23 protein-coding genes are annotated in these 22,887 nt (G+C 55.8%); 9 read left to right on the top strand and 14 right to left on the bottom strand.

The genetic code is table 11. The annotated features are described in order from the left end of the window. The first annotated feature begins 5 nt into the window (after positions 1–5). Positions 6–494, top strand: a complete 489-nt coding sequence (locus IMCC12053_RS07740; RefSeq protein ID WP_062217613.1) for a peroxiredoxin — start codon at positions 6–8, stop codon at positions 492–494. A 53-nt stretch (positions 495–547) separates the two neighbouring features. On the opposite strand, the gene IMCC12053_RS07735 is transcribed toward IMCC12053_RS07740, so the two are convergent. Genes IMCC12053_RS07735 through IMCC12053_RS07705 form a run of 7 tightly spaced genes read right to left on the bottom strand, consistent with a single transcriptional unit; the run spans position 548 to position 7,244 of the window. Then, positions 548–1,396: a mechanosensitive ion channel family protein gene (locus IMCC12053_RS07735; RefSeq protein WP_062217610.1), complete on the bottom strand. Its 849-nt coding sequence runs from the start codon at positions 1,394–1,396 to the stop codon at positions 548–550. After that, positions 1,393–1,692, bottom strand: coding sequence for a 4a-hydroxytetrahydrobiopterin dehydratase (locus tag IMCC12053_RS07730; RefSeq protein WP_062217606.1), 300 nt, complete (start codon positions 1,690–1,692; stop codon positions 1,393–1,395). The genes IMCC12053_RS07735 and IMCC12053_RS07730 overlap by 4 nt, the downstream gene beginning before the upstream one ends. Continuing rightward, on the bottom strand, positions 1,685–2,866 hold the full coding sequence (locus IMCC12053_RS07725; protein ID WP_062217604.1) for a GNAT family N-acetyltransferase: 1,182 nt from the start codon (positions 2,864–2,866) through the stop codon (positions 1,685–1,687). The genes IMCC12053_RS07730 and IMCC12053_RS07725 overlap by 8 nt, the downstream gene beginning before the upstream one ends. Positions 2,867–2,918: 52 nt before the next feature. Further along, on the bottom strand, positions 2,919–3,683 hold the full coding sequence (locus IMCC12053_RS07720) for a glycerophosphodiester phosphodiesterase family protein (protein WP_062217601.1): 765 nt from the start codon (positions 3,681–3,683) through the stop codon (positions 2,919–2,921). A gap of 3 nt (positions 3,684–3,686) precedes the next feature. Continuing rightward, positions 3,687–4,145 (bottom strand): RidA family protein, encoded by a 459-nt coding sequence (locus IMCC12053_RS07715; RefSeq protein WP_062217598.1) that lies wholly within the window; start codon positions 4,143–4,145, stop codon positions 3,687–3,689. 10 nt (positions 4,146–4,155) lie between these two features. Next, a complete protein-coding gene (locus IMCC12053_RS07710) occupies positions 4,156–5,487 on the bottom strand; it encodes an HlyD family type I secretion periplasmic adaptor subunit (protein WP_082389061.1) in 1,332 nt (443 codons plus the stop codon). Next, positions 5,484–7,244 (bottom strand): type I secretion system permease/ATPase, encoded by a 1,761-nt coding sequence (locus tag IMCC12053_RS07705; RefSeq protein ID WP_236852380.1) that lies wholly within the window; start codon positions 7,242–7,244, stop codon positions 5,484–5,486. The genes IMCC12053_RS07710 and IMCC12053_RS07705 overlap by 4 nt, the downstream gene beginning before the upstream one ends. A 179-nt stretch (positions 7,245–7,423) precedes the next feature. On the opposite strand from IMCC12053_RS07705, the gene IMCC12053_RS07700 reads away from it, so the two are divergent. Both IMCC12053_RS07700 and IMCC12053_RS07695 read left to right on the top strand, forming a co-directional pair. Further along, on the top strand, positions 7,424–8,182 hold the full coding sequence (locus IMCC12053_RS07700; protein WP_062217595.1) for an MlaA family lipoprotein: 759 nt from the start codon (positions 7,424–7,426) through the stop codon (positions 8,180–8,182). Beyond that, the gene (locus IMCC12053_RS07695) at positions 8,175–8,768 is read left to right on the top strand and encodes an MlaC/ttg2D family ABC transporter substrate-binding protein (RefSeq protein ID WP_062217592.1); all 594 of its coding nucleotides are present in this window, start codon (positions 8,175–8,177) and stop codon (positions 8,766–8,768) included. The genes IMCC12053_RS07700 and IMCC12053_RS07695 overlap by 8 nt, the downstream gene beginning before the upstream one ends. A gap of 72 nt (positions 8,769–8,840) precedes the next feature. Here IMCC12053_RS07695 and IMCC12053_RS07690 read toward each other — a convergent pair whose 3' ends face one another. Beyond that, complete coding sequence (locus tag IMCC12053_RS07690; protein WP_062217589.1) at positions 8,841–11,009, bottom strand: transglycosylase domain-containing protein; 2,169 nt, start codon at positions 11,007–11,009, stop codon at positions 8,841–8,843. A 280-nt stretch (positions 11,010–11,289) separates the two neighbouring features. On the opposite strand from IMCC12053_RS07690, the gene IMCC12053_RS07685 reads away from it, so the two are divergent. From IMCC12053_RS07685 to IMCC12053_RS07675, 3 genes are all read left to right on the top strand, one after another. Continuing rightward, entirely contained in the window at positions 11,290–11,628 is a 339-nt protein-coding gene (locus tag IMCC12053_RS07685) for a P-II family nitrogen regulator (RefSeq protein ID WP_062217585.1), read from the top strand. A gap of 38 nt (positions 11,629–11,666) precedes the next feature. Next, positions 11,667–12,995, top strand: a complete 1,329-nt coding sequence (locus tag IMCC12053_RS07680; RefSeq protein WP_062217582.1) for an ammonium transporter — start codon at positions 11,667–11,669, stop codon at positions 12,993–12,995. Positions 12,996–13,095: 100 nt separating this feature from the next. Next, positions 13,096–13,941: a lysozyme family protein gene (locus IMCC12053_RS07675; RefSeq protein WP_236852379.1), complete on the top strand. Its 846-nt coding sequence runs from the start codon at positions 13,096–13,098 to the stop codon at positions 13,939–13,941. 58 nt (positions 13,942–13,999) lie between these two features. Here the strand turns inward: IMCC12053_RS07675 and IMCC12053_RS07670 are convergent, their stop codons facing one another. From IMCC12053_RS07670 to smpB, 3 genes are all read right to left on the bottom strand, one after another. Beyond that, a complete protein-coding gene (locus IMCC12053_RS07670; RefSeq protein ID WP_062221043.1) occupies positions 14,000–15,184 on the bottom strand; it encodes an amino acid aminotransferase in 1,185 nt (394 codons plus the stop codon). Next, positions 15,184–16,038 carry a 3-mercaptopyruvate sulfurtransferase gene (gene sseA, locus IMCC12053_RS07665; RefSeq protein WP_062217579.1) on the bottom strand — a complete coding sequence of 285 codons (855 nt, stop codon included), beginning with the start codon at positions 16,036–16,038 and terminating at the stop codon, positions 15,184–15,186. The genes IMCC12053_RS07670 and sseA overlap by 1 nt, the downstream gene beginning before the upstream one ends. 84 nt (positions 16,039–16,122) lie before the next feature. Continuing rightward, the gene (smpB, locus tag IMCC12053_RS07660) at positions 16,123–16,602 is read right to left on the bottom strand and encodes an SsrA-binding protein SmpB (protein WP_062217575.1); all 480 of its coding nucleotides are present in this window, start codon (positions 16,600–16,602) and stop codon (positions 16,123–16,125) included. Between the two features lie 94 nt (positions 16,603–16,696). Here smpB and IMCC12053_RS07655 point away from each other — a divergent pair, with 94 nt between their 5' ends. After that, positions 16,697–17,164 (top strand): ion channel, encoded by a 468-nt coding sequence (locus IMCC12053_RS07655; RefSeq protein ID WP_062217573.1) that lies wholly within the window; start codon positions 16,697–16,699, stop codon positions 17,162–17,164. A gap of 48 nt (positions 17,165–17,212) precedes the next feature. Here the strand turns inward: IMCC12053_RS07655 and dapA are convergent, their stop codons facing one another. Next, positions 17,213–18,085: a 4-hydroxy-tetrahydrodipicolinate synthase gene (gene dapA, locus IMCC12053_RS07650; protein WP_062217570.1), complete on the bottom strand. Its 873-nt coding sequence runs from the start codon at positions 18,083–18,085 to the stop codon at positions 17,213–17,215. A gap of 179 nt (positions 18,086–18,264) precedes the next feature. Here dapA and IMCC12053_RS07645 point away from each other — a divergent pair, with 179 nt between their 5' ends. After that, a complete protein-coding gene (locus IMCC12053_RS07645) occupies positions 18,265–20,205 on the top strand; it encodes a lytic transglycosylase domain-containing protein (RefSeq protein ID WP_062217566.1) in 1,941 nt (646 codons plus the stop codon). Here the strand turns inward: IMCC12053_RS07645 and IMCC12053_RS07640 are convergent. Both IMCC12053_RS07640 and mnmC2 read right to left on the bottom strand, forming a co-directional pair. Beyond that, complete coding sequence (locus tag IMCC12053_RS07640) at positions 20,192–21,091, bottom strand: DMT family transporter (protein ID WP_062217563.1); 900 nt, start codon at positions 21,089–21,091, stop codon at positions 20,192–20,194. The two genes, IMCC12053_RS07645 and IMCC12053_RS07640, sit on opposite strands and share 14 nt — an antisense overlap. Next, the gene (gene mnmC2, locus IMCC12053_RS07635; protein ID WP_062217560.1) at positions 21,088–21,753 is read right to left on the bottom strand and encodes a tRNA (5-methylaminomethyl-2-thiouridine)(34)-methyltransferase MnmC2; all 666 of its coding nucleotides are present in this window, start codon (positions 21,751–21,753) and stop codon (positions 21,088–21,090) included. The genes IMCC12053_RS07640 and mnmC2 overlap by 4 nt, the downstream gene beginning before the upstream one ends. 79 nt (positions 21,754–21,832) lie before the next feature. Here mnmC2 and IMCC12053_RS07630 point away from each other — a divergent pair, with 79 nt between their 5' ends. Then, the gene (locus tag IMCC12053_RS07630) at positions 21,833–22,885 is read left to right on the top strand and encodes an NAD(P)/FAD-dependent oxidoreductase (protein WP_062221040.1); all 1,053 of its coding nucleotides are present in this window, start codon (positions 21,833–21,835) and stop codon (positions 22,883–22,885) included. The last annotated feature ends 2 nt before the right edge of the window (positions 22,886–22,887 follow it).

Below are 22,887 nucleotides of genomic sequence, written 5' to 3'. Positions count from 1 at the left end.
ATTAAATGACAATTTCTGTAGGGGACACACTCCCGAGTGGAACCGCACTTATCTTGGGTGATGAAGGTCCAGAAGCCGTAGACATGGACGCAAAGTTCAAGGGCCGTAAGGTTGTTTTGTTCGGGTTGCCCGGCGCCTACACCGGCGTATGTTCGACCTCGCATGTTCCAAGCTTTGTCCGCACCAAGGGCCAGTTTGACAGCAAGGGCGTAGACGAAGTTATTTGTATTTCGGTCAACGACCCCTTTGTGATGGCTGCGTGGTCCAAAGATACCGAAGCCGCAGGTGTTGGTATTACGATGCTCGGTGATGCCGATGGTACGTTTATCAAAGCAATGGGCATGGATTTTTCTGCGCCACCCGCAGGCCTTATCAATCGCTCCAAACGTTTTGCACTTTATGCCGAAGACGGCGTTGTGAAAGTTCTCCACGTTGAGGCTAGCCCTGGTGAATGCTCTATTTCTGGCGGCGAAGCGTTGCTGGCCGAGATCTAATCGCACCCCATAGACATGAAAACGCCCGCAAAATGATGCGGGCGTTTTATACTTTATGATCCAGAGTTGATCAGGGTCTGTGTCGGGAACGGAATGTCGATTCCCGCAGCATCAAGTGCCTCTTTGACTGCGCGTTTTATGTCGGCCTGATATTTGAAATAGTCCGGTGACGACACCCAAACACGCACCAGAAAATCGACCGAAAAATCACCAAGATTGTTCACTTGTATAAATGGCTCCGGCTCACTCAGGGACCGCGGGTCCGCAAGGATCGTCGCACGAATGGCCTCCTCGGCGGCTTTCAGGTCGGCACCATATCCGACGCCGAATATCCATTCCGCGCGGCGGGTTTGGTTGGTCGAAAAGTTAGTGATGATATTGCCCCAAACCTGTGAGTTAGGCACGATGACCTGTACGTTGGAGACATTTGCGAGTTCGGTGAAGTTCAGCGAGATATCTTTGACCGTGCCTGACATGCCCGCGACCTCGACAAAGTCACCATTCTTAAAGGGGCGAAACAAGATGATCATAACACCTGCCGCCACGTTGGAGAGCGTGCCTTGTAGGGCCAAACCGATGGCCAAACCCGCCGCACCAATGACCGCAACGATGGAGGTTGTTTGAATGCCAAACGTGTTCAAAACGATGAGGACAGTGAAGCCCAAAATAATATAGCGCGTGATATTGCCCAAAAAGTTGAACAACGTGTCGTCTAGTTTTGCATGGCGTTTGCTAATGCCGCGAATGCGACGACCGGCCCATCCCGACAAAAACATCCCCACGAACAAGATCAGCAGGGCGCCAACTATGGAGCCAGCAACGCCTGCAAGAAACTCAAGCGACAGGTAATCTCCAACCGTTTTACCGTTGTAGATATCGTAATTCAGAAGTTCTTCGATCATGCGTTCGCGGCCTTATCCATGTCTTGCGCCAATGTGATGTCTTTCATCGTCAACCCGTTGGCGTCATGTGTTGTCAGGGTGACAGCAACTGTTTTGTAGACGTTTGTCCATTCGGGATGATGGTTCATCTCTTGCGAGATGCGTGCCACACGGGTCATCCAATCGAAAGCAGAAACGAAGTCAGCAAAGACAAATGTTTTTGAAAGGGCGTGTCCGTCATGGGTTCGGGTCCAGCCTGTATTCTCCAATGGCGTAACGAATGTGTTCAGTTCCGCGCGTGATAGAAGCTCAGTCATGATCGCTCTCCTTTTGTGAGTTTTTGAACGGTCCGTAGGCGGTTAGAATCTCCACTTCACGGTCAACGGCGCGGCGCTCGGCATCCAAAAAATCGCTGACCGCGTTGCGAAATCCCGTATCTGCGATCCAGTGCACAGAATGTGTGGTGCTTGGCATATAACCACGGGCGAGTTTGTGCTCGCCTTGTGCGCCGGCCTCGACGCGCGCGAGCCCATGCTCGATCGCGTAGTCGATGGCCTGATAGTAGCATAGTTCGAAATGAAGGCACGGATGATGCTCCGTACAGCCCCAATAGCGACCGAACAACGTTTGAGTGCCGATGAAGTTTAGGGCACCTGCAACGGGTGTGTCTCCCCGCATCGCAAAGACCAACAAAACATCATCGCGCATCGCCTCATGGAGCCGATCAAAGAATGCGCGCGTGAGATACGGAGTGCCCCATTTTCGGCCCCCCGTATCTTGGTAAAAGGTCCAAAAGGCATCCCAATGATGGGGCTGGATTTGATCGCCTGTCAGGCGCACAATTTCGCCGCCAAAGCTCTGTGCGGTTTCGCGTTCTTTGCGAATGTTTTTGCGTTTGCGTGACGATAGGTCTGACAAAAAGGCGTCGAAATCTGGATAGTCGCGGTTGGTCCAGTGGAACTGTTGGCCCGTGCGGGCCAGAAGGCCCATGTTTTTGCCTGATTGTGCCTCGTCATTTGAGCAAAATGTAGCGTGGACCGATGATAGCCCATGCCGCTCGGCAATGGACACGGCCCCCTCAATCAGTGCGGCTTGCCCAATCTCTGTGTATCCGTCTCTGACCAATAATCGACGTCCCGAAACGGGCGTAAATGGAACTGCAATTTGGAGTTTCGGATAGTAGTGTCCTCCGGCGTTCTCATAGGCATCAGCCCATGCAAAATCGAACACATATTCACCCTGACTGTGACTTTTCAGGTAACTCGGTGCGACCGCGATGAGCGTGCCATTGGAGCGCGCGCCAATGTAGCGCGGCATCCATCCCGTTTGTCCCCCGACCGATCCGCTCTCTTCCAATGCTTTGATAAAGCGGTGCGTGGTAAACGGGTCTTGCGCGCGGCCCGTCTGTGGGGCGCGCGCACATGCATCCCAATCCGCGACATCGAACTCATTGATCGATGGGCTGAGAAAGATTTCGATTTCATCGGACACGCGCACCCGCTCCTTTTGGTATGTGCATTAGCTGGCTCGCATCACGCAGAGGTCAAGCAGGGATATACCCCTCAAAGGTGATGTTGTCGGCGATTTCGCGCGCTTGTTGCTCTACTCGGGCCGATTTCACAGTCCAACATAAGATAGGGACGCCACGGCTTTTCAGGTCCAAAACGGGTTGATCCCCAAGAGTCCCTGCCTTGTGCGAGATAAAGCAGGCCCCAACACGGTCAAAATCCGGAATCCCCCGAAGGTGCGCACGGATATCGTCGTTGAGCAGTTGCCAGTCGCGTTTTTGGTAGTCGCATGTGGTCAGTCCGCGCGCAATATGGGGGGCAAGGTTTGCCATTGCCGCCACGGAGTGAGGGTTGAATGACATAACTGCAATATCGCCCTCATATCCATCAATGACCCGCGCCACTGCGCCCTCTAGGGCACCAACGTTTGGCCCCATTCGTCCGTCTTGATCTTTGATCTCGATGAGAACGGGAACGCGGCCATCAATGCGCGCCAATACCTCTGCGAGTGTAGGAATGCCAGTTTCACCCGTGACATACGCAACGCGTGATAACTCTTGCGCCGTGCACTGCGCGATCGGCCCTTTGGATGTTGTCACGCGGCCAAGATCGTAGTCGTGAAACACCATGGCGGTGCCATGACGGCTCGGTTGAACGTCGATCTCTATCCCGAAACCGGCGGTGATTGCCGCGTCAATGGCGGCAATACCGTTTTCAACGCGGCTCACATTACCATCATGTAAGGCGCGATGCGCAATGGGACGCTCAAGGAACGCCTGTGGCAGTGAACAGGGTGTCATCGGCTAAACCAGTTCGAAGATGGCCTCAATCTCGACCGCAACGCCGAGAGGTAACGAGGCTGCCGAAACGGCGGAGCGCGCATGGCGACCCGCATCGCCTAGAACCTCAACCATGAGGTCTGAGGCACCGTTGATCACTTTAGGTTGTTCAATAAAGTCAGGGGTCGAGTTTACAAACCCGACAAGCTTTACCAAGCGCGCTATCTTTGACAAATCGCCCGTAGCGGCTTTTGCTTGTGCCAAAAGGGCCAATGCGCATCTTTGCGCCGCCTGTACCCCGTCATCGACGCTTAGCTCTGCGCCTAGTTTGCCTAAAATCAACCCGTCTGGCCCGCTTGAGATTTGGCCAGAGACAAAAAGGTGTTTGCCTGTGACCACGAACGGCACGTAATTAGCTGCGGGCGCTGGTGCGGCGGGCAAAGTGTGACCTAAGGCGGATAGGCGGGCTTCGATATCAGACATGTGATTTCCTTCAATTTTCGCGGAACGCGCGGTTGAAGTAATCTGTGAGGGGTTTCGTCAGATATGCAAGGGGCGTTCGTTCGCCAGTGGACATAAACGCCTCTACGGGCATGCCGGGGAGTAACGCGCTTCCGGCCGGTAGCCGCTGCTTTTGCGCATCCGACAATGAAATTTCCGCGAGGTAAAACGTGGCCCCACTCATATCGTCGGTAAAGGCATCCGCTGAAATTCGGGTCAACGTACCAATAAGTTCCGGCGTGCGCCGTTGGTCAAAGGTCGTGAACCGCAATCTAACGCTCTGCCCGGGGTACACCTGATCGATATGTGTGGGACTTATGCGCGCTGAGATAACAAGAGGGCGGTCTTGCGGGACGATGTAGAGAAGAGGTTCGGCGGGCGATATCACCGCGCCTGGTCCGAACACTGACAAGTCGTAGATGATCCCATCCATTGGAGCCGTGATGACCAACCGTGCCTTGCGGGCTGCGAGGGCTGCGACTTGTTCGTGTAGCTGTGCGGTTCTGTTTTGGACCTCGCGCAATTCGCTAATCGCAGTTTCTCGACTATCTGATGCAAGCTTTAGAATGGACAGGTCAATCTCGGTGATTTGTGCGTCTGCTTGGGCAATGGTTGCATCAATTCGCCCCAATTCGCCCGACAGGCCAATAACCTCTTTGCGCAACGCCGTTACACGGCTTTGCTGGGTGAGGCCGCGCTCGCGCAGCGATGCCTGATCGACCAAGTCAGCTTGCGCTAAGGTGCGTTGCTCCTCTAACGCCGCGCGTTGTGCATTGAGACCGTCAATTTGTGCCGCAATTTGGGTTTTTCGTTTTTCGAGCTGCTCGATTTCCTTTTGCTGCGTGAGTTTGCGTGCGGAGAATAGATCGACCTGCCCCGCAATTTGTAGCTGCATTTCAGGGTGCCCGTCAGCACGGTCCAACAGGTCTTGGGGAAAGGCAATCTTATCGGAGTGATCGCGTTCCGCCTCAAGGCGAGCAGACCGCGCAATCATGTCGTAAAGCTGACTTTCGGCGATGCGCAGGTCGTTTTGCAACTCGTTTGCGGAGAGCGTCAAAAGCGGAGTTCCGGCGGTGACGGTGTCGCCCTCGCGCACGTTCAAAGTTGCCACAACGCCACCGTCACGGTGCGCGACCTCTTGGCGGTTTTGATCAACCTGCAATTTGCCTGAGGCCACGACGGCTCCGTCGATGCGGGCAAATGCGGCCCAGCCCCCGAATCCTACGACCAAAAGCGCGACGAGCAAAAAGCCGATGGTCAAAAGGCGGGCAGCGCCCCATTGCGCGTCATTGGATGTGGGTTGGATTTTGTGTGAGGAACTCATTGGACACCTCCCATTCCGCCGCGCTGTATATCGGCACTATTTTGCACAGTTTCTTTGAGGACTGCATCTTTGGGTCCAAAGGCGCGCCGCGCGCCACCATTCAGCACCAAAAGCCTTTCACATTCTTCAATGGCTGAGGGACGGTGCGCCATGATCAAGATTGCGCCACCCTCGGCCTTGTGACTGCGGATCGCGGTGTTGAGAGCCATAGTGCCCTCGTTGTCGAGATTCGAATTCGGCTCGTCTAGGATAACCAAAACGGGCGTGCCAAAGAACGCTCGAGCCAATCCAATGCGCTGTAGCTGTCCACCTGACAACAATCCGCCAGAAGATGAGACTTGTGTGTCGTAGCCGTCTGGCAGGGCGAGGATCATCTCATGTGCTGCCGTTTTTTTCGCCGCCGTGACAACAGCCTCGTGATCTGGCGAAAGGGCCAGCTTTGCGATGTTTTCGGCAATGGTTCCATCAAACAGCTCAACGGACTGCGGCAAGTAGCCGATGTAATCGCCACGTGTCTCGTCGGGGTAATGGTCAAGTTTTGCGCTGTCGAGGCGGATGGTTCCGCCACTTGCAGCCCAAACCCCTGTGAGTGCGCGTGCCAAGGTGGACTTTCCCGCACCTGATGGTCCGATAATACCCACCGCTTCACCGGGGCGGACATCAAAGGACACCATGCGCAACGATGCTTGCGATTGACCCGGTGGGATAACGGTTAGGTTCGACACATCAAGTACGGCCTTTGGACGTGGCAACGCCATCCGATCGGACACAACGGGATGCGCGCCGAGTAACTCCGCTATATTTTCGCGGCCACGAGTTGCACCTTGCAATACGGCCCATTGCCCGATGAGCGTATCAATTGGCTGTAGCGCGCGGCCAAGCAGGATCGAACCCGCGATCATTGCCCCCGGTGTCAATTCACGCCCCAAAACAAGCCAGGCACCCATAGCGAGCATCGCCGACTGCAAGAACAGGCGAAGAGCCTTTGAGGCCGCGGAAAAGCTATGGGTCGTGTCGGATGTTTCGACGGCGCTCGTCAACGCGATATGACGCGCGGCAAGCCAACGGCGAAAAGCGGCGCGTTGCATTCCGAGTGATTTCAACGCCTCTGACGATGACGCCATACGCATGGCCATATTGGCAGCATTTGCCTCGGCGCGTTGCGATGCGGCTTGGGGATCTTTGGCAGCTGCGCGATGCCAAAGCGCGACGATAACGATAATGATCCCCCCGCCCACAGCCAGCAAGCCGAGGTAGGGATGAAAGAGCGCGATTCCCAACAGGAACACTGGCGTAAATGGCAAATCAAACATCGCCGCCTGTATCGGTGACGAAATATAGCGACGAACCGCGCTTAGATCATCCATAGGCGAGCTGCGTTGTTTTTCTCGCGGATTTCTGGCCGCACGGTCCATGGCCGCATTGAATACGCGGTCCTCTAGTGAGGATTGAAACCGTGCGCCTATTCGCGACAACACGCGCCCACGCACGCCGTCCAGTAGCCCCATAAGCAGGTACAAAAAGGCGACGATGCCAAATAGCGCGACCAATGTCGCCTCTGATCCCGATCCCAAAACGCGGTCATAGACCTGCAACATGAAAAGAGGGCCAGTGAGCATGAGGGCGTTAATGACGACCGAAAAAACAGCAGTACCCCAATACAAGCCGCGTGATTGTGCACGGATACGTGAAAGTTCTTCGTGGCCTTGATGAATCTGGTCTTTGGAAATGGATTTCATACGCAAACTGTCGTCCATGCTAGGGTTCATAACGCGCCAATATAGCGCGAATGTGGTATTCAGGCCGAGAGTTGTTGATTCTCGGTCACACGACCATAAGACCAACAGTGTAAACATTGGCCTTCCGTGCGCGGCGGCCTATTTTAACAACTAGGCCACGCGGGTCTTTCAACGTTCATCTCCATTTGCGGGCCAATATGAAAAAGCTAATTCTATCTCTCTTACTGGCGACATCACTTGCCGCATGTTCATCGACCGAGATGGTCGACGGAATTTCCGATCCCTATGAAAAAACAAACCGCAAAACGCACGCGGTGAACGTGTCGCTTGATCGCGCCTTGATCAAACCTGCGTCAGGGGCTTATGGCACCCTCGTTCCCGATCCATTGAGAAAGGGCTTCTCAAACGTTGCGAACACGTTGTCCTTACCGGGATCAGTTGTGAACAACGTTTTGCAACTCCGGTTCGATGAGGCAGTATACAACACACTTAGGTTTACCGTAAATGCGACCTTTGGTATCGGCGGACTTATGGACGTGGCCGGCGCGTTCGGCCTTGATGAGCATGATACCGATTTTGGCGAGACGTTGCATCGGTGGGGCGTAGGTGAGGGCAGTTACATCGTCTTGCCTCTGTACGGGCCGTCAACGCAGCGGGATTCTATCGGTCTTTTGGTTGATATGGCTCTCGACCCTGTTTCGTTACTTGAAAGCGGCATAAACGATTACAAACTACCACTCACGATGGCGGATCTGGCTGATGCACGAACACGCTATTCCGACCTGTATGAATCGGTCATATATGAGAGCGCTGATAGCTACGCCCAGATGCGCGTGACATATCTTGATCGCCGCCGCTTTGAGCTTGTGGCTCCTCTTGGCGGGTCGAAAACCAACGCGGACGGCGCTGATGGTGGTGCTGTTTCCTATGATATTTACGAGGACTTTTATGAGTAATCACACGTTTCCACGCCGCTCTGTTTTGGTCGGGTTGTCTGCTGTTGCGATGACCGCCTTTGTTCCGTCGCGAGCACTCGCGTTTTCCGCCGGTCAGGCCGAGGCTCTGATCCAAAAAACTGTGGCTGACATCAACACAATTATCAACTCGGGCAAATCCGAGGCGGCGATGTATGGCGATTTTGAGCGGGTTCTGACGAAATACGCGGATGTTCCATCCATTGCGCGATCCGCACTTGGGCCTGTGGCACGGTCCGCGTCCTCCAGTGATCTGGGAGCATTTACGAAAGCCTTTCAAACGTATTTGTCACGCAAGTATGGATCGCGTTTTCGCCAATTCATTGGCGGTCGCATCGAAGTAAAATCGACGCAAAAGGCCAATTCAATTTACGATGTGCGTTGTGTTTCGATCTTGCGTGGCGAGCCGCCGTTCGAGATCAGCTTTATCGTTCATGAGGCGTCTGGCCGCTTTATTGACCTTCAGATCGAAGGAATCTCCCTGCTCAAGTCGGAGCGCGCCGAGATGGGTGCAATGCTTGATAAGGCGGGCGGTTCAGTGTCCAAACTCACGGCCGCCCTCAAGTAGTCGGTCTAAACGACTCGAAAATGACAAAGGCGCGGGCGTTAGTCACGCGTCTTTGTCGTTTTAACGCCTGACTTAGTTCCCGCTGCCAAAGATGGCGCCAAGCAAATCACGTAGCACGTTGTCCGCCTTGTCATTGGGCGCCCCGCGCTCAACGCGATCTGTGACTTGTCCCGTAGCCACAGGTGGCGCAGACGGGCGGATCATCGGCAATGGTTTGGGGTCTATGCCCTCCATGACCCGCGTCATGGTTTCATGCCAGATTTCGGCGGGTAGTCCGCTGCCCGTAACGCCGGTGAGCGGCGTGTTGTCGTCGTAGCCCATCCAGACACCTGCAACATAGTCCGCGGTGAAGCCCATGAACCATGCGTCACGCGCTGCTTGGGTCGTGCCGGTTTTGCCCGCCACTTCAATCCCGTCCAGTTGTGCCCGTGCGCCCGTGCCGTTTTGAACGACATTGTACATCATGTAGATAAGTTGCTGGGCGCTATCAGGCGTTATTACGCGCTCGCCAAGTCCACCCTCTTGCCCCATCAGGGCGGTATTGTCGCCTTTGAGGCGTAGGGATTTTAGCCCGTAGGGTGCCACCGATGAACCGCCATTGAGAATGCCCGCATATGCGCCTGTCATCTCCAGCAATGTGGTTTCGGATGCGCCAAGCGCGAGAGCTGGCCCTTGAGCTAGATCGCTTTCAATCCCAAACATCTGGGCGACCGTGCGCACGTTTTCTAGACCGGCATCCATCGCGAGTTTGACAGCGGGAATGTTGAAGCTGTTTTTCAACGCATCGGTGAGCGTCACCGCACCGTGGAATTTGCGGTCATAGTTCTGTGGGGACCACGGGCCAGAGCCGGGGATGTCGATTGTAATGGGCTCGTCGAGAATAACACTGTCGTAGGACCACCCGAGATCAAGGGCGGTTGCAAACACAAAGGGCTTGAATGCAGATCCGGGTTGCCGCTTGGCTTGGGTGGCGCGGTTGAATGCGCCTGACACTTTGAGTTTGCGCCCGCCGACCATCCCACGCACGGCACCGTCCGCGCTCATCACGACAATCGCCGCTTGTGCGGCGGAGCCTTCGCGCACTTTATTCTCAAAGATATAGGTGAGTGCGTCCTCTGCGGCCGCTTGAATGCGTTGATCCAATGTAGTGTCGATGACGACATCTTCGGTCGTGTCGCGGGTCAAAAAGTCTGGCCCCGCTCCCATCACCCAATCGGCAAAATAGCCCCCCGCACGTTTTTCGGCAGTGTCGGACAATTCAGCGGGGCGCGCTTTTGCTTGTGCGCGCTCCTCATCGCTAATCATTCCCTGCTGGTTCATCAACAACAACACAATGCCTGCACGCTCTTGGGATCGCGTCAGGTTATTGGTGGGCGCATAGCGAGACGGTGCAGTCAAAAGGCCCGCAAGCATCGCGCTTTCGGCGATATTGACCTCGGCGGCTGATTTTCCAAAATAGCGCTGTGCTGCGGCTTCAAATCCGTTTGCACCCGCACCCAAATATGCACGGTTCATATAGATGGAGAGAATTTCGTCTTTTGAATAGCGGGCCTCCATTGCCATCGCATACACAACTTCTTTGAGCTTGCGCGCGAGTGTCCCCTCGCGGCAATCGGCCTCATAGGCGGCCTGATCCGCCCATTGTTTGGGGTCAAACGGCACGCCAAGACACAAAAGCTTTGCGACCTGCTGCGTTAGTGTGGAGCCGCCATGGCCGGACAATGGCCCGCGCCCTTCACTCAAGTTGATGCGAACAGCGGATGCAATGCCGCGGGGCGACACGCCAAAGTGGCCGTAGAATCGCCGGTCTTCTGTCGCGACAATCGCGTCCTTGAGAAAGGGTGATACGGTGTCGGCGGTGATCTGTCCGCCAAACTGTTCGCCGCGCCATGCAAAGACCGATCCATCGCGATCAAGGAGTGTGACGGAGCCACGTGCCCGCCCGTCGAGCAAATCCGCAAAGGGCGGGAGTGTTGTATAAAGGTAGCCAACTGATAGCCCGAGAATGAGAGCAACGACCAAAGCAACGCGTGATGTGATCACCCAAACAAGTCGCGCAACCCACCGCACGAGCCCAATGATCACGCGCACGACGAACGGTTGCGTACTTTGCCGCTTTGGCGCGCGACGCTTGGTCTTTGCTGATGCAGTTTTGGCTTTTGGTGCCGCAGTCGCTTTTTTGTCGGTTTGATACCGGCGTTCAGCGACAAGCTTCCCACGTCCACGTTTTTGTCCTGTCATGTGCTCTGCTCGGCTGCCTGTTTGCGCGATAAACCGCGTTTACTCTAGGTGATACTACAAAGGCCAGTCACGAATGTAGAGAGGCTGAGTCGCGTGTTTGGCTTTGCAATTTGCCTAATTAGTGTGCGAACAGCGTAAATTGTGCAATTTTTAGGCACAAATGCCTGTTTTCGAGTCGTCAAAACCCCTGACCGTTCTTGTGGATCGGGTAGTGTCGCCCCTTAGGTAAGGCGTGGCTGCCGCTGGAGGTAGCCGCCCGCTTAATCGGAAGGGGAATAACGTGAAACTGATTATTGCTGCAATCAAGCCATTCAAGCTTGAAGAGGTCCGCGAAGCACTCACCGGCATCGGTGTCCGCGGAATGATGGTAACCGAGATCAAGGGCTTTGGCTCTCAATCCGGTCACACCGAAATTTACCGTGGCGCAGAATATGCCGTGAATTTCGTACCAAAGGTCAAACTGGAAATCGTGGTCGCAGACGCCATGGCTGACCAAGTTGTTGAAACCATCGCCATCACCGCCAAGACCGACAAAATCGGTGACGGCAAGATTTTTGTCCTCGACGTGGAAGGCGCTGTGCGCGTCCGTACCGGCGAGACCAACGACGACGCGGTTTAACCCGCGTGCGCCTTTAGAGACGAAAAGGACTATCTCATATGAAACTTACCAAACTCATTCCCGCCTCAGTGGTCGCCTCCGCGCTTCCCCTCGTGGCCTTTGCGCAGGACGCCGAAGTGGCCGCGCCCACATTCGACGAAATCGGCCCCTACATTCTGACAACCCTGTTGTTCCTCATTGGCGGCTTTCTCGTCATGTGGATGGCCGCAGGTTTCGCAATGCTCGAAGCGGGCCTCGTGCGCTCTAAGAACGTTGCAACCCAGCTCACCAAAAACGTCGCCCTCTTCGCGATTGCCTCCATCATGTATTGGCTCATCGGGTTCAACCTGATGTACCCGGGCGAATGGATGGTCGAGGGTATCATGGGCCCATGGTTCTCCGTCACATCACTTGAGCCAGTCGGTCTCGCCGCTGCAGATGCATCTCTTGATTACGCCTCTGTTGCCTCCGACTTCTTCTTTCAGTTGATGTTCTGTGCGACCACCGCGTCCATCGTGTCCGGTACACTCGCCGAGCGCATCAAATTGTGGCCCTTCCTCATCTTCACGGCTGTTTTGACGGGCGTTATCTACCCGATCGAAGCATCCTGGCAGTGGGGCGGCGGCTTCTTGTCCGAGATGGGGTTCTCTGACTTCGCAGGCTCGACACTCGTTCACGCCGCAGGTGGCTTTGCAGCCCTCGCAGGGGCCATCGTTCTTGGCCCACGTATCGGCAAATACAAAGATGGCCGCGTTCAGGCAATGCCGGGTTCCAACCTTGCACTCGCAACACTGGGTACGTTCATCTTGTGGCTCGGTTGGTTCGGCTTCAACGGTGGCTCGCAGCTTGCTGCAGGTACAGTTGGCGACATCACGGACGTTGGCCGGATCTTTGCAAACACCAACATGGCCGCAGCATCGGGCGCACTCGTTGCTCTGATCCTGACCCAAGTTGTGTACGGCAAAGTTGACCTCACCATGGTACTCAACGGCGCTCTCGCAGGCCTCGTGTCTATCACGGCTGAACCTCTTGCACCTTCGCTTTTGATGTCTCTCATCATCGGCGGTATCGGTGGCGCGATTGTGGTCTTCGCAGTGCCAATGCTCGACAAAATGAAAATCGATGATGTTGTCGGCGCGATCCCTGTGCACCTCATCGCTGGCATCTGGGGCACCCTTGCGGTTCCGCTCACCAACGATGGCACATCCTTTGTGACCCAGTTCATCGGTGTCGCTACGGTTGGTATCTTCGTCTTCGTTGTCTCCTTGATCATCTGGATCATCCTCAAAATGACAATGGGCATCCGTGTCTCCGAGGAATCCGAAATCACAGGCCTCGACAAAGCGGAATTGGGCATGGAAGCATACCCAGAGTTCTACAAAGGCTGATCACCCTTCCTACATCAGCTGAACCTAGCCCGGGCACGAAAGTGCCCGGGTTTTTTCGTGTCCAAACGACGAAGCAGGACTCGGAAACGAAATTTCAACTATGTTGAGCGATCTTGTGGGCGGAGTTTCCGTTTCAGAGGATGATATGACCCCCAAGCATTGTATTTTAACGATTGTCGCTACGTTCATAGGAGTAGCTCCCATGCGCGCCGAGCCTGTCTCGCTTCTCGGGCTACACGCGCTGCCGCGCACGACATCAAGTCTGATGGAGGCATCGCCACGACCGCTGCCGATTGCGTTTCGCGAAACCGAACCGCGCAGCCCCAGTTTGTTCTCCGATCGCGATGCGGGAACGTTCTTTGCACCGCTGCCGCCGCGCGTTGAACTCGCCCCAAAGCGCCCCACAATTGGATTGCAACACCTCGCGGGCCCGCCAAAAGATGTGGAATGGATTCGTAAAATCATCGGCCGCGCCGAATCTGGCGCTGCGGGATACGATGCCGTGCAACATGGCGCGAAACGAAAAACGCCAAAACGTCCGACCGCTATGACCCTTGGTGAGATTTTCGCGTGGATAAAGGACACGCCGGGACAGCCGCATGCCATTGGTCTATATCAGTTTATCCCAAAAACCTTGTCGCGACTGGTGGACCGGCTTGAGCTTTCTGATGACGTTATGTTTAGCCCCGATGTTCAAGACAGGTTGTCAGATCTTCTTTTGGAGGAGGCGGGGTTGTTAGATGCGCGCCGTGGCGCCATGTCGCGCAAGGTCTTCATGAACAATCTTGCGAAGATTTGGGCGGGACTTCCGACATCAAACGGTAAATCCTATTATCACGGCCATGCGGGAAATCGCGCAACCGTGACTTGGGCAGAGTTTGACAAAGTTATGGTTCAGGCATTTCCCGCACGCGTGGCCCAAAACGATGTACCTGCTGTGAAGTGATCACATAAAAACGGCGCCCATCAGGACGCCGTTTTTGTATTGAAGTGTCATCACAAGTTTAGCGACAGATTTTTGCAACTGCATGTGCCAATAGTGGCACCGTTTGCGCGTTCAGGCCCGCGATGTTCAGGCGACTATCGCCGACCATGTAGATGCCAAACTCCTCTCGAATTTTGAGCACCTCCTCGGGGCTTGCGCCAATGCGTGAGAACATCCCGCGGTGCTGTGCCACGAAATCAAACCGGTCGGAATTTGTCTGTTGGCGCAGCTCATCAGCGAGCTGTGTGCGCAGGCCAAGCATCCCCAAACGGACCTCTTCCAATTCCGCCATCCAGTCCGCCTTGAGCGTCGCGTCGCCCAAAATCATCGTGACCAAACGCGCCCCATGATCGGGTGGGAAGGAATAGTTTTGGCGGTTGAGAAAGTTCAACGTGCCCTGTGTGACGGGCGTGTTATCCGCCGTCTCAGACATTGCCATCAGGCACCCCGTACGCTCGCGGTAGATGCCGAAGTTCTTGGAACAGGACGCCGCGATCAACATTTCAGGGAGCTTGGTGGCCAAAAGACGGGTTGCTGCTGCGTCCTCTTCGAGGCCATCACCGAACCCTTGGTAGGCGATATCAACCAGCGCAATCGCACCCTTTTCTAGGATCAAATCCGCCACAAGCCCGTATTGGTCAAGCGTCAGATTCGCACCCGTTGGGTTGTGACAACACCCGTGCAGTAACACCATGTCGCCCGCTTTTACGTCCTTGAGGCTGGCCATCATCGCATCAAAATCAACGGTACATGTCGCGGCGTCGAAATAGGCGTATTCTTTGTTGGCGAGCCCCATGAATTTGAGGATCGACAGGTGGTTCGGCCATGTCGGGTTCGATGTCCAAACGGTCCCGTGACGATTGGCCAGTTTCATCAACTCAAACGCCTGACGGATCGCGCCTGTCCCGCCGGGGGTCGCGATTGCACCCACGCGCGCGTGGTCCACGCTATCCGCCAATACCATCGTTTTCATTGCCGCGCCAAATGCGGGATCGCCAGACAATGCGGTGTAAGATTTAGTTGTTTCGGCTTCCCACAACTGCTTTTCGGCGGCTTTGATAGCGCGCATAATCGGGGTGTGGCCTGTCGCGTCTTTGTAGACGCCAACGCCAAGATCAATCTTGGTATCGCGCGGATCGTCGCGGTAGAGCGCCATGAGCGCTAGAATTTTGTCTTCGGGTTGTGGTGTGAGTGTGTTCAGCATCATGCTTCTCCGGTTGCGACCCGTAGGTCGCCATACATGCCCCATTCCGCCCAGCTGCCATCGTAAAGCGCGTGTTTCACGCCGATGCGCTCAAGCGCGAGACTAAGGATTGCGGCGGTTGTCCCCGACCCACAGGTGGTGATCGCCGGCTTTGTTAGATCGACGCCTGCGCGCTCAAAAATAAGCCGCAATTCGCCGGGGTTTTTCATCGTTCCGTTGGCCTCGATCAGATCAGTGAACGGAACGCTGCGCGAATTTGGAATGTGACCGGAACGCAAGCCCGCGCGCGGCTCGGGAGCCTCGCCTTTGAACCTGTCCGCAGGGCGCGCATCGATGATCACATGATCGCCCAGCTTTGCGGAGGCTGCCACTTGTGTGACATCGCGCACCAAATCGAACTGCTCGTTTGGCACCATATGACGGTCGCGGATCACGGGTGGCTCTGCGGTCACCTCGCGGCCTTCGCTCATCCACTTTGGTAGACCACCATCAAGGACGGCGACATCGTCTTGGCCGAAATACTTGAACATCCACCAGACACGCGGCGCGGAAAAAATACCCATGCCATCGTACACAACGACTTGATGACCGTTGCCAATGCCAAGGGCACGCATGCGGGACATGAATTTTTCAACGGGCGGCAACATATGGGGCAGGGCGCTACGGGCATCGCACACATCATCAATATCGACGTAGCGTGCTCCGGCGATATGGGCGGCGCCATATTCGGCCTTGGGGTCGCGGTTCATATGCGGCAGATACCAACTCGCATCGATCACACGAAGATCGGGAGATTTCAGGTTATCGGCCAGCCAGTCGGTGGACACGAGAGTTTTGGGATCTGATTGAGACATTGACCCTACGATATGTAGCTAAAACGTGTAACCTGCCATACCGTTCTGGCCCGCCATGCGCAAGCATAGCCTTGCAAATACGTACTAGTCGCCGCGCCGCAACAGGCGTTGTTGTTGGCGACCCCAGTCACGTTTGGCCTCTGTGGCACGTTTGTCGTGGTTCTTTTTACCTTTGGCGATGCCAAGTTTGATCTTCACGCGGCCCTTATGGTTGAAATACATCACCAACGGGACAAGGGTCATACCCTGACGCCCTGTCGCCTGTCCAAGACGCGCAAGTTCACGTTTTGACACCATAAGTTTGCGTTTGGCGCGTTCCTCATGTGGAAACATCGCTTGTTGGTAGGGCGCGATATAGGAGTTTGTCAGCCACAATTCGCCATCGTCAATAGAGGCATAGCTTTCGGCAATGTTGGATTGGCCAACGCGCAGGGATTTGACCTCTGACCCCGACAAGATCACACCACATTCGATGTCATCCTCGATGGCATAATCGTAGCGTGCGCGCCGGTTGTCGGCGATCACTTTGTAGTTCTTGTCTTCTGAGGTCTGTTTCTTTGCCATGGTGCAAGTGCAGATAAGGTGTCCGCGCGCTCATGTCCACTAGCGCGCGACGCAAAGCCCGCCCTATAGTCGCGAAAACCGTCTTGGAGCGCATATGTTTATCCAAATTCTATTAGGCACAGGGCTGATCTTGCTGTCTGTCATCGTCGCTGCCGTTGGGTTTGGTGTGTATGAGCTGGGTTTGCGGCGCGCACATAAGTGGCTGATTACAGAGCCACATCGCCCAAAGCTGTTCGTGGTTCTTGCGAGCGCCGTTCTCGCTATGCTCTGGATCATTACCGCAGGTGTCTGGATTTGGGCCTTTGCGTTTCGGTTCTTGGGGATGTTTTCGCACCTTGAGGAAGCGCTATATTTTTCACTGACCGCATTTACCACGCTTGGATTCGGGGATGTTTTGCTACCCGTCGAGTGGCGTCTTTTGGGCGGCATGGCGGCGGTAAACGGATTTTTGAACATCGGCATGATGACGGCCCTCCTGATGGAAGTTTTGCGCCATGTGCGCCGCAACCAATTGGAGGCACAGCGCGCGGCTCGCGAGGACAATCCTTTATCCAACCCATAGAAAAAGGGGGCCGTGGCCCCCTGATCGTTTTGGTGCTGTGCGTAGCGCTTACAAAAGGTCGGCGTGCTCCATCGCCGCTTTGATCTGTGCCTTGGTGTAATCGGACAATGTGGTCAGCGGGAGGCGGACCTCGTCCGAACACAATCCGAGCAACGACATCGCATATTTCGCACCGCTCACACCGGGCTCGACAAAGATGGCGATATGGAGCGGCATGAGTTTATCCGTGAGCTCAAGAGCCAATGCATAATCGCCCGCTAGGGTGGCATTTTGAACTTGGGCGCATAGCTTCGGCGCGACGTTTGCCGTCACCGAAATGCAACCAACGCCACCTTGTGCGTTATACCCAATCGCGGTCGGATCCTCGCCCGAGACCTGAACAAAATCGGTGCCGCAGGTGATGCGGGTTTTGCCGACACGCGCCAAATCTCCCGTGGCATCCTTCACCCCGATAATGCGTGGCAATTTGGCCAATTCGCCCATTGTATCGGGTGTCATGTCCACAACAGAGCGACCGGGGATGTTGTAGATAATGATCGGGATATCTGTTGCGTCATGCAATGCAGTGTAATGCGCAATCAGGCCTTTTTGGGTTGGCTTGTTATAGTAGGGCGTGACAACCAACGCGGCATCGGCACCGACACGCGCGGCGTGCTGGATGAGGCCAAGGCCCTCGGCCGTGTTGTTCGACCCTGCGCCCGCAATGACGGGAATGCGGCCCGCTACAGTTTCCACAACCACTTCGATCACTTTTTCATGCTCGGCATGTGAAAGGGTCGGGCTTTCGCCAGTTGTCCCGACGGGAACGAGGCCGTGCGACCCTTGGGCGATGTGCCACTCGACCAGCTTTTTGAGCGTATCAATGTCCAATTCACCGTTCTTAAACGGGGTCACCAAGGCGGGGATGGAACCTTTGATCATGATGCGCTCCTTTGCGTCTCTTGCGGGGGCGTGAGTCGCCCATTTATAGTCAGGCGGAAACTAGCCGCCTTCGTAGGCAATGCCAAGAATGTGTCTTGCGTGGCTCAAACCCTGCGATACCCTCGTGGCAAAAGCGCACCTAAGCGCACGACAATTGAGAGAGCACATACAGAATTCCGATGGTATATCAAACTTTTCTTCGATCACTTTTGGCGGCGACACTTTTTACAACGGTAGGAGGCGCGGTTTTCGCATCTCCGGCCTCTGACGCCTTTGAGGCGGCTGTGAAGCTGCGCAACGCGGGTGATTGGCAAGGTGCACGTACAACTGCCACGGGGGTCGGCCGCGACATAATAGAGTGGCAATATTTACGTGCGGGCAAAGGACGCTTTGACGAATGTACCGCCTTTCTTGATCGCAATGACGACTGGCCGGGGCTGCCGCTTTTGGCCGAGAAATGCGAGGCGTCTATTTCGGACGCTATAAATCCGCGCGATATCGTCGCCTACTTTACTGCCCATGCCCCACAGACAGGCGGCGGAACAGTCGATTTGGCACGCGCGTACCAATTGATCGGTGCAGATGGAGACGCTCAGGCCCAAGCCGTGATTGCCTGGCAAACGCTGATTCTGGATAGCGAGAGCGAAAGCCATTTGTTGATGCAATTTCCCGCGCAACTGACCGCACACCATGCTGACCGCGCGCGCATGTTGATGTGGCAAGGCAAGTTTAAAGATGCCGCTCGTCTCGTCCCCTATCTCCCTCAGGGTTGGAACGCGCTGATTGATGCAACGCAAAAGCTGGAATCGGACGCCAACGGTGTCGATGCGGCGATCGAGGCAATTCCCCCCGCATTGTCCAAAGAGCCGATTTTAGCGTTTGAACGGTTCCAATGGCGCGCGCGCAAAGGGCGCTACGACGATGCCGTAACGCTTATGCTGCAACAATCGACATCTCGTGCGGCACTTGGCGACCCCATCACGTGGGGCGATAGACGCCGCTCTTTGGCGCGCCAAATGATGCGCGATGGCAAAGCACAAATTGCCTACTCTGCGGCCTCCCGTCATTTTCTCACGCCAAATGAGGATCACTATGCGGACCTTGAATGGCTCGCGGGCTATATCGCGCTGCGCTACCTTGATGAGCCGCTTATTGCGCTGGACCACTTCAACCGGTTTCGTGTGTCCGTAGCGACACCGATTTCATTGGGGCGCGCAGGGTATTGGGAAGGCCGTGCTCTCGAAGCACTCGGGGCAAAGGATGATGCTCTTGCCGCGTATACATTTGGCGCGCAGTTTCAAACCTCCTTTTACGGCTTGCTGTCGGCGGAACGTGCGAGCCTGCCACTTGATCCCGCGCTCACCGGAGAGGCGCGATTTGCCGATTACACGTCGGCATCCTTCATGTCGTCATCCGTGCTTCAGGCCGCATTGCTTCTCGAAGAGGCAGGTGATTTGCCACAAGCCGCTCGGTTCATGCGCCACTTGGGGGAAAGCCTGACACCACAAGAGTTGGGCCAACTGTCCGATCTGGCGCTCGATCACGATCCCTATCTTGCGGTCCTCGTCGCCAAATTTGCGGCGGATCAGGGCATTGTTTTGAACCGCGCTTATTATCCCCTGCATGACATGGCCAAAGCGGATTTACCTGTGAAGCCTGAACTTGCCTTGTCGATTGCGCGGCGCGAAAGCGAGTTTTACGCAAATGCGCGGTCCTATGTTGGCGCGCGCGGGTTGATGCAATTGATGCCACGCACGGGCGAGGCCATGGCGGCCAAACTGGGTGTAGAGGGCTTTGTCGAAAATGATTTGGCTGATCCCGTGCTCAACGCGCGGCTTGGCTCTGCGTATCTTGCGCAATTGATTGAGGAGTTTGGCAACAATCTCCCCCTCGTGGCGGTGGGGTATAATGCGGGTCCAACACGGGCGCGCGATTGGATCGAGCGCTACGGTGATCCGCGCGGAGGTAAGGTGGACGTCGTGGACTGGATCGAACACATTCCGTTTCGCGAAACCCGTAACTACGTGATGCGTGTGGCGGAAAGCGTCCCAGTGTATCACGCGCGCCTAACTGGCGACACGCGCACGATCACGCTGTCTACAGACCTTAAGGCGCAGTAGGCGCTCCGCTTCTGGCGCGGCGCGCGGCCAATTGGGCGCGCACGAGGGCAAAAATGCCCGCGCCCACCACGATGCTTGTTCCTATGGCCACGTTGAGGCGGATGATATCGCCAAAGAAAACGACCCCAACGCCGGAGGCAAACGCCAATTGCAGGTAGGCAAAGGGTTGGATCGCGGAGGCTTCGGACAATTCGTAGGCGCGGATCAGCAGGTAATGGCCAACAATCGCAGACGCGCATAGTGTGATCATCCACGTCCAATCGTTCAGGCTCATAGGTTCCCAAAACCACACGCCAATCAGAGTCATGACGGCCGCCCCCGAAATCCCCGTATAGAAAAAGGTCACCGCAGCGGGATCTTTGCGCGAGACGTAGCGGTTGAGCAGGCCGTAAAGTGCAAACATCGCGGCGGAGGCCAACGGGAAAATCACGGCTGGTGAGAAAACGTCACCATCTGGCATTAGGATAATCATCACGCCGAAAAAGCCGATTGCAACGGATAGCCAGCGCCGCCATCCAACCCGCTCGCCTAAAATCGGGCCAGATAATGCGGTAATGATTAGCGGATAGGTGGCAAAGATTGCGTGGCTTTCTACCAGTCCGAGCTTCACAAAACCGATGACCATAATGATCACTTCGACAGCCAAAAGCGCGCCGCGAAAGAACTGGAGTTTTGGCTGCGCTGAGCGTGCGGCACGCGCCAACCCGCCCGTTGTGCGCGCGGACCACATGATGACAAATGCCGCAAAGACCCAGTAGCGGATCATGATGACCATATAGACGTTGTATTCGCCCGCGAGGTGGCGCGATAGCCCGTCTTGCATGGCGAAAATGAACATGGTCACAACCATGAGCAAGATACCAAGGCGCGGATTTTGATCTGTCATGTCTTTGTTCCGATACTCATATGCCGCTTGCGCCCGAACCCTGAAACGCGTGTGACGTCAAATCCCGTAGCCGTCAGCTTTTGGCGAACATGGCCCGCCGCAGTATAGGTCGCAAACGTGCCACCCTGAACTGTGTGGCGACCCACCTCTGCCATCAGGGCATCGCCCCAAAGTTGCGGGTTCTTGGCCGGAGAAAATCCGTCGAGGAACCATGCGTTCGCATGTCTGTCCCATGCGGGGAGCGTGTCGCGCGCATCACCAATAATGACATCAACGTCCACGCATCCGACCCGAAACGACCGCGCGCCCTGCGCCCACGCCTCAAGAAACGGTTGGGCAATGGCATGTGCTGCGTCAAACGATTGTAGGGATTTCGCAATGTCGGGGGCCGTCATCGGATAGGCCTCAAACGAGGTAAAGCGGATTGGCTCTGGCCCCTGCCAGATCAGGGCCAGCGCGAGCATATTTAAGCCCGTCCCGAACCCGAGTTCAGCCACCTGAAATCCCCCCGCAAGGCGCGCGGGCAAATCGTTTCCTGCCAAAAAGACGTGCCGTGTTTCCTCAAGGCCTGAAGCATTGGAGAAATACGGATCGTCGAATTGGGTTGAGACGGGAATGGCCCCGTCGCGCCATTCAATGCGTGCTGTCTGGTTGTTGGTCATGGGATGTCTTAAGAGGTGTTTCTATGTCGCTCGCAACCCTGCGGGCGCGCGATCCGAAGTGCAATGGGCAAAAATGCAAATGGGCAAGGCAGAGATTACGATCTACGGAGCGGGCGCGTTCGGTTTGTCGTGTGGATATGAGGCGGCGAAGCGCGGCGCAAAAGTGCGGGTGATTGACCCGCATGGCGTAGGTGCGGGCTCGTCCGGTGGTGTTGTGGGCGCCCTTGCGCCCCACACGCCCGAGCGCTGGAATGACAAAAAAGAGTTCCAGTTCCAAAGCCTGATTATGGCGCGCACTCATTGGCCAGACGTAGAGGCCTTGGGCGGTGTGTCGTCCGGATACGGGCGTACGGGCCGTGTGCAGGCCGTTCAAAACGAACGTCAGTTGGAGTTGGCGCATCAGCGTGCCACCGATGCGGAGCAGCTCTGGCAAGGACACGCGGAGTGGTCGGTTTATGATCGTGAGGCTGCCATTGCCCGTTTCGGGGCGTGGCTCCCTGAAAGCCCAACAGGGTTTTGGATTTTCGACACCTTGTCTGCGCGCTTCAACCCTGCACGTGCCTGTGCCTCTCTTGCGGCTGCGATTGTCGCGCTGGGTGGTGAGATTGTCCGCGACGCAGACGAGCAGGGCGCGGTGATCCATGCCAGTGGTTGGCACGGCTTGCGGGCATTGAATGCGGCGTTCGGGCGCGAGGTCGGGGGGGGCGTGAAAGGTCAGGCGATCTTGCTTGATTTCGATATGCGCGATGCCCCGCAAATCTATGCCCAAAGCCTGCATATTATTCCCCATAAGGATGGCACAACCGCGATTGGATCAACGTCAGAGCGTGACTTTGACCACCCCAACGAGACCGATGAATTGGCGGATGATCTTCTCGCCCGTGCGATTGTGGCCATGCCGCAACTCGCCAACGCCCCCGAGATCACGCGTTGGGCGGGAGTGCGTCCGCGTGCCAAATCGCGCGCACCGATGTTGGGCGCATGGCCGGATCGCGCGGGACATTTTATCGCCAATGGCGGCTTTAAAATCGGCTTCGGCATGGCTCCGCTTGCAGCACGCGTGCTGGTCGACGTGATCCTCGAGGATCGGGATGAGATCCCCGAAGCGTTTCGGGTCGACGCCAGTTTATAGAA

This window comes from Celeribacter marinus, from assembly GCF_001308265.1.
GTDB classification, from domain to species: domain Bacteria; phylum Pseudomonadota; class Alphaproteobacteria; order Rhodobacterales; family Rhodobacteraceae; genus Celeribacter; species Celeribacter marinus.
Note: the sequence above shows the minus strand (reverse complement) of the source record. Positions and strands in the feature narration are given on the sequence as shown.

Excerpts from the sequence above, each read along its gene's own strand:
- sseA (WP_062217579.1), bottom strand. The coding sequence starts at position 16,038 with ATGTCTCAATCAGATCCCAAAACTCTCGTGTCCACCGACTGGCTGGCC.
- IMCC12053_RS07730 (WP_062217606.1), bottom strand. The coding sequence starts at position 1,692 with ATGACTGAGCTTCTATCACGCGCGGAACTGAACACATTCGTTACGCCA.
- IMCC12053_RS07670 (WP_062221043.1), bottom strand. The coding sequence starts at position 15,184 with ATGCTGAACACACTCACACCACAACCCGAAGACAAAATTCTAGCGCTC.
- IMCC12053_RS07640 (WP_062217563.1), bottom strand. The coding sequence starts at position 21,091 with ATGACAGATCAAAATCCGCGCCTTGGTATCTTGCTCATGGTTGTGACC.
- IMCC12053_RS07735 (WP_062217610.1), bottom strand. The coding sequence starts at position 1,396 with ATGATCGAAGAACTTCTGAATTACGATATCTACAACGGTAAAACGGTT.
- IMCC12053_RS07740 (WP_062217613.1), top strand. The coding sequence starts at position 6 with ATGACAATTTCTGTAGGGGACACACTCCCGAGTGGAACCGCACTTATC.
- IMCC12053_RS07675 (WP_236852379.1), top strand. The coding sequence starts at position 13,096 with ATGTTGAGCGATCTTGTGGGCGGAGTTTCCGTTTCAGAGGATGATATG.
- smpB (WP_062217575.1), bottom strand. The coding sequence starts at position 16,602 with ATGGCAAAGAAACAGACCTCAGAAGACAAGAACTACAAAGTGATCGCC.
- dapA (WP_062217570.1), bottom strand. The coding sequence starts at position 18,085 with ATGATCAAAGGTTCCATCCCCGCCTTGGTGACCCCGTTTAAGAACGGT.
- IMCC12053_RS07710 (WP_082389061.1), bottom strand. The coding sequence starts at position 5,487 with ATGAGTTCCTCACACAAAATCCAACCCACATCCAATGACGCGCAATGG.
- mnmC2 (WP_062217560.1), bottom strand. The coding sequence starts at position 21,753 with ATGACCAACAACCAGACAGCACGCATTGAATGGCGCGACGGGGCCATT.
- IMCC12053_RS07690 (WP_062217589.1), bottom strand. The coding sequence starts at position 11,009 with ATGACAGGACAAAAACGTGGACGTGGGAAGCTTGTCGCTGAACGCCGG.
- IMCC12053_RS07680 (WP_062217582.1), top strand. The coding sequence starts at position 11,667 with ATGAAACTTACCAAACTCATTCCCGCCTCAGTGGTCGCCTCCGCGCTT.
- IMCC12053_RS07655 (WP_062217573.1), top strand. The coding sequence starts at position 16,697 with ATGTTTATCCAAATTCTATTAGGCACAGGGCTGATCTTGCTGTCTGTC.
- IMCC12053_RS07715 (WP_062217598.1), bottom strand. The coding sequence starts at position 4,145 with ATGTCTGATATCGAAGCCCGCCTATCCGCCTTAGGTCACACTTTGCCC.
- IMCC12053_RS07705 (WP_236852380.1), bottom strand. The coding sequence starts at position 7,244 with ATGGACGACAGTTTGCGTATGAAATCCATTTCCAAAGACCAGATTCAT.
- IMCC12053_RS07720 (WP_062217601.1), bottom strand. The coding sequence starts at position 3,683 with ATGACACCCTGTTCACTGCCACAGGCGTTCCTTGAGCGTCCCATTGCG.
- IMCC12053_RS07630 (WP_062221040.1), top strand. The coding sequence starts at position 21,833 with ATGGGCAAGGCAGAGATTACGATCTACGGAGCGGGCGCGTTCGGTTTG.
- IMCC12053_RS07700 (WP_062217595.1), top strand. The coding sequence starts at position 7,424 with ATGAAAAAGCTAATTCTATCTCTCTTACTGGCGACATCACTTGCCGCA.
- IMCC12053_RS07645 (WP_062217566.1), top strand. The coding sequence starts at position 18,265 with ATGGTATATCAAACTTTTCTTCGATCACTTTTGGCGGCGACACTTTTT.
- IMCC12053_RS07695 (WP_062217592.1), top strand. The coding sequence starts at position 8,175 with ATGAGTAATCACACGTTTCCACGCCGCTCTGTTTTGGTCGGGTTGTCT.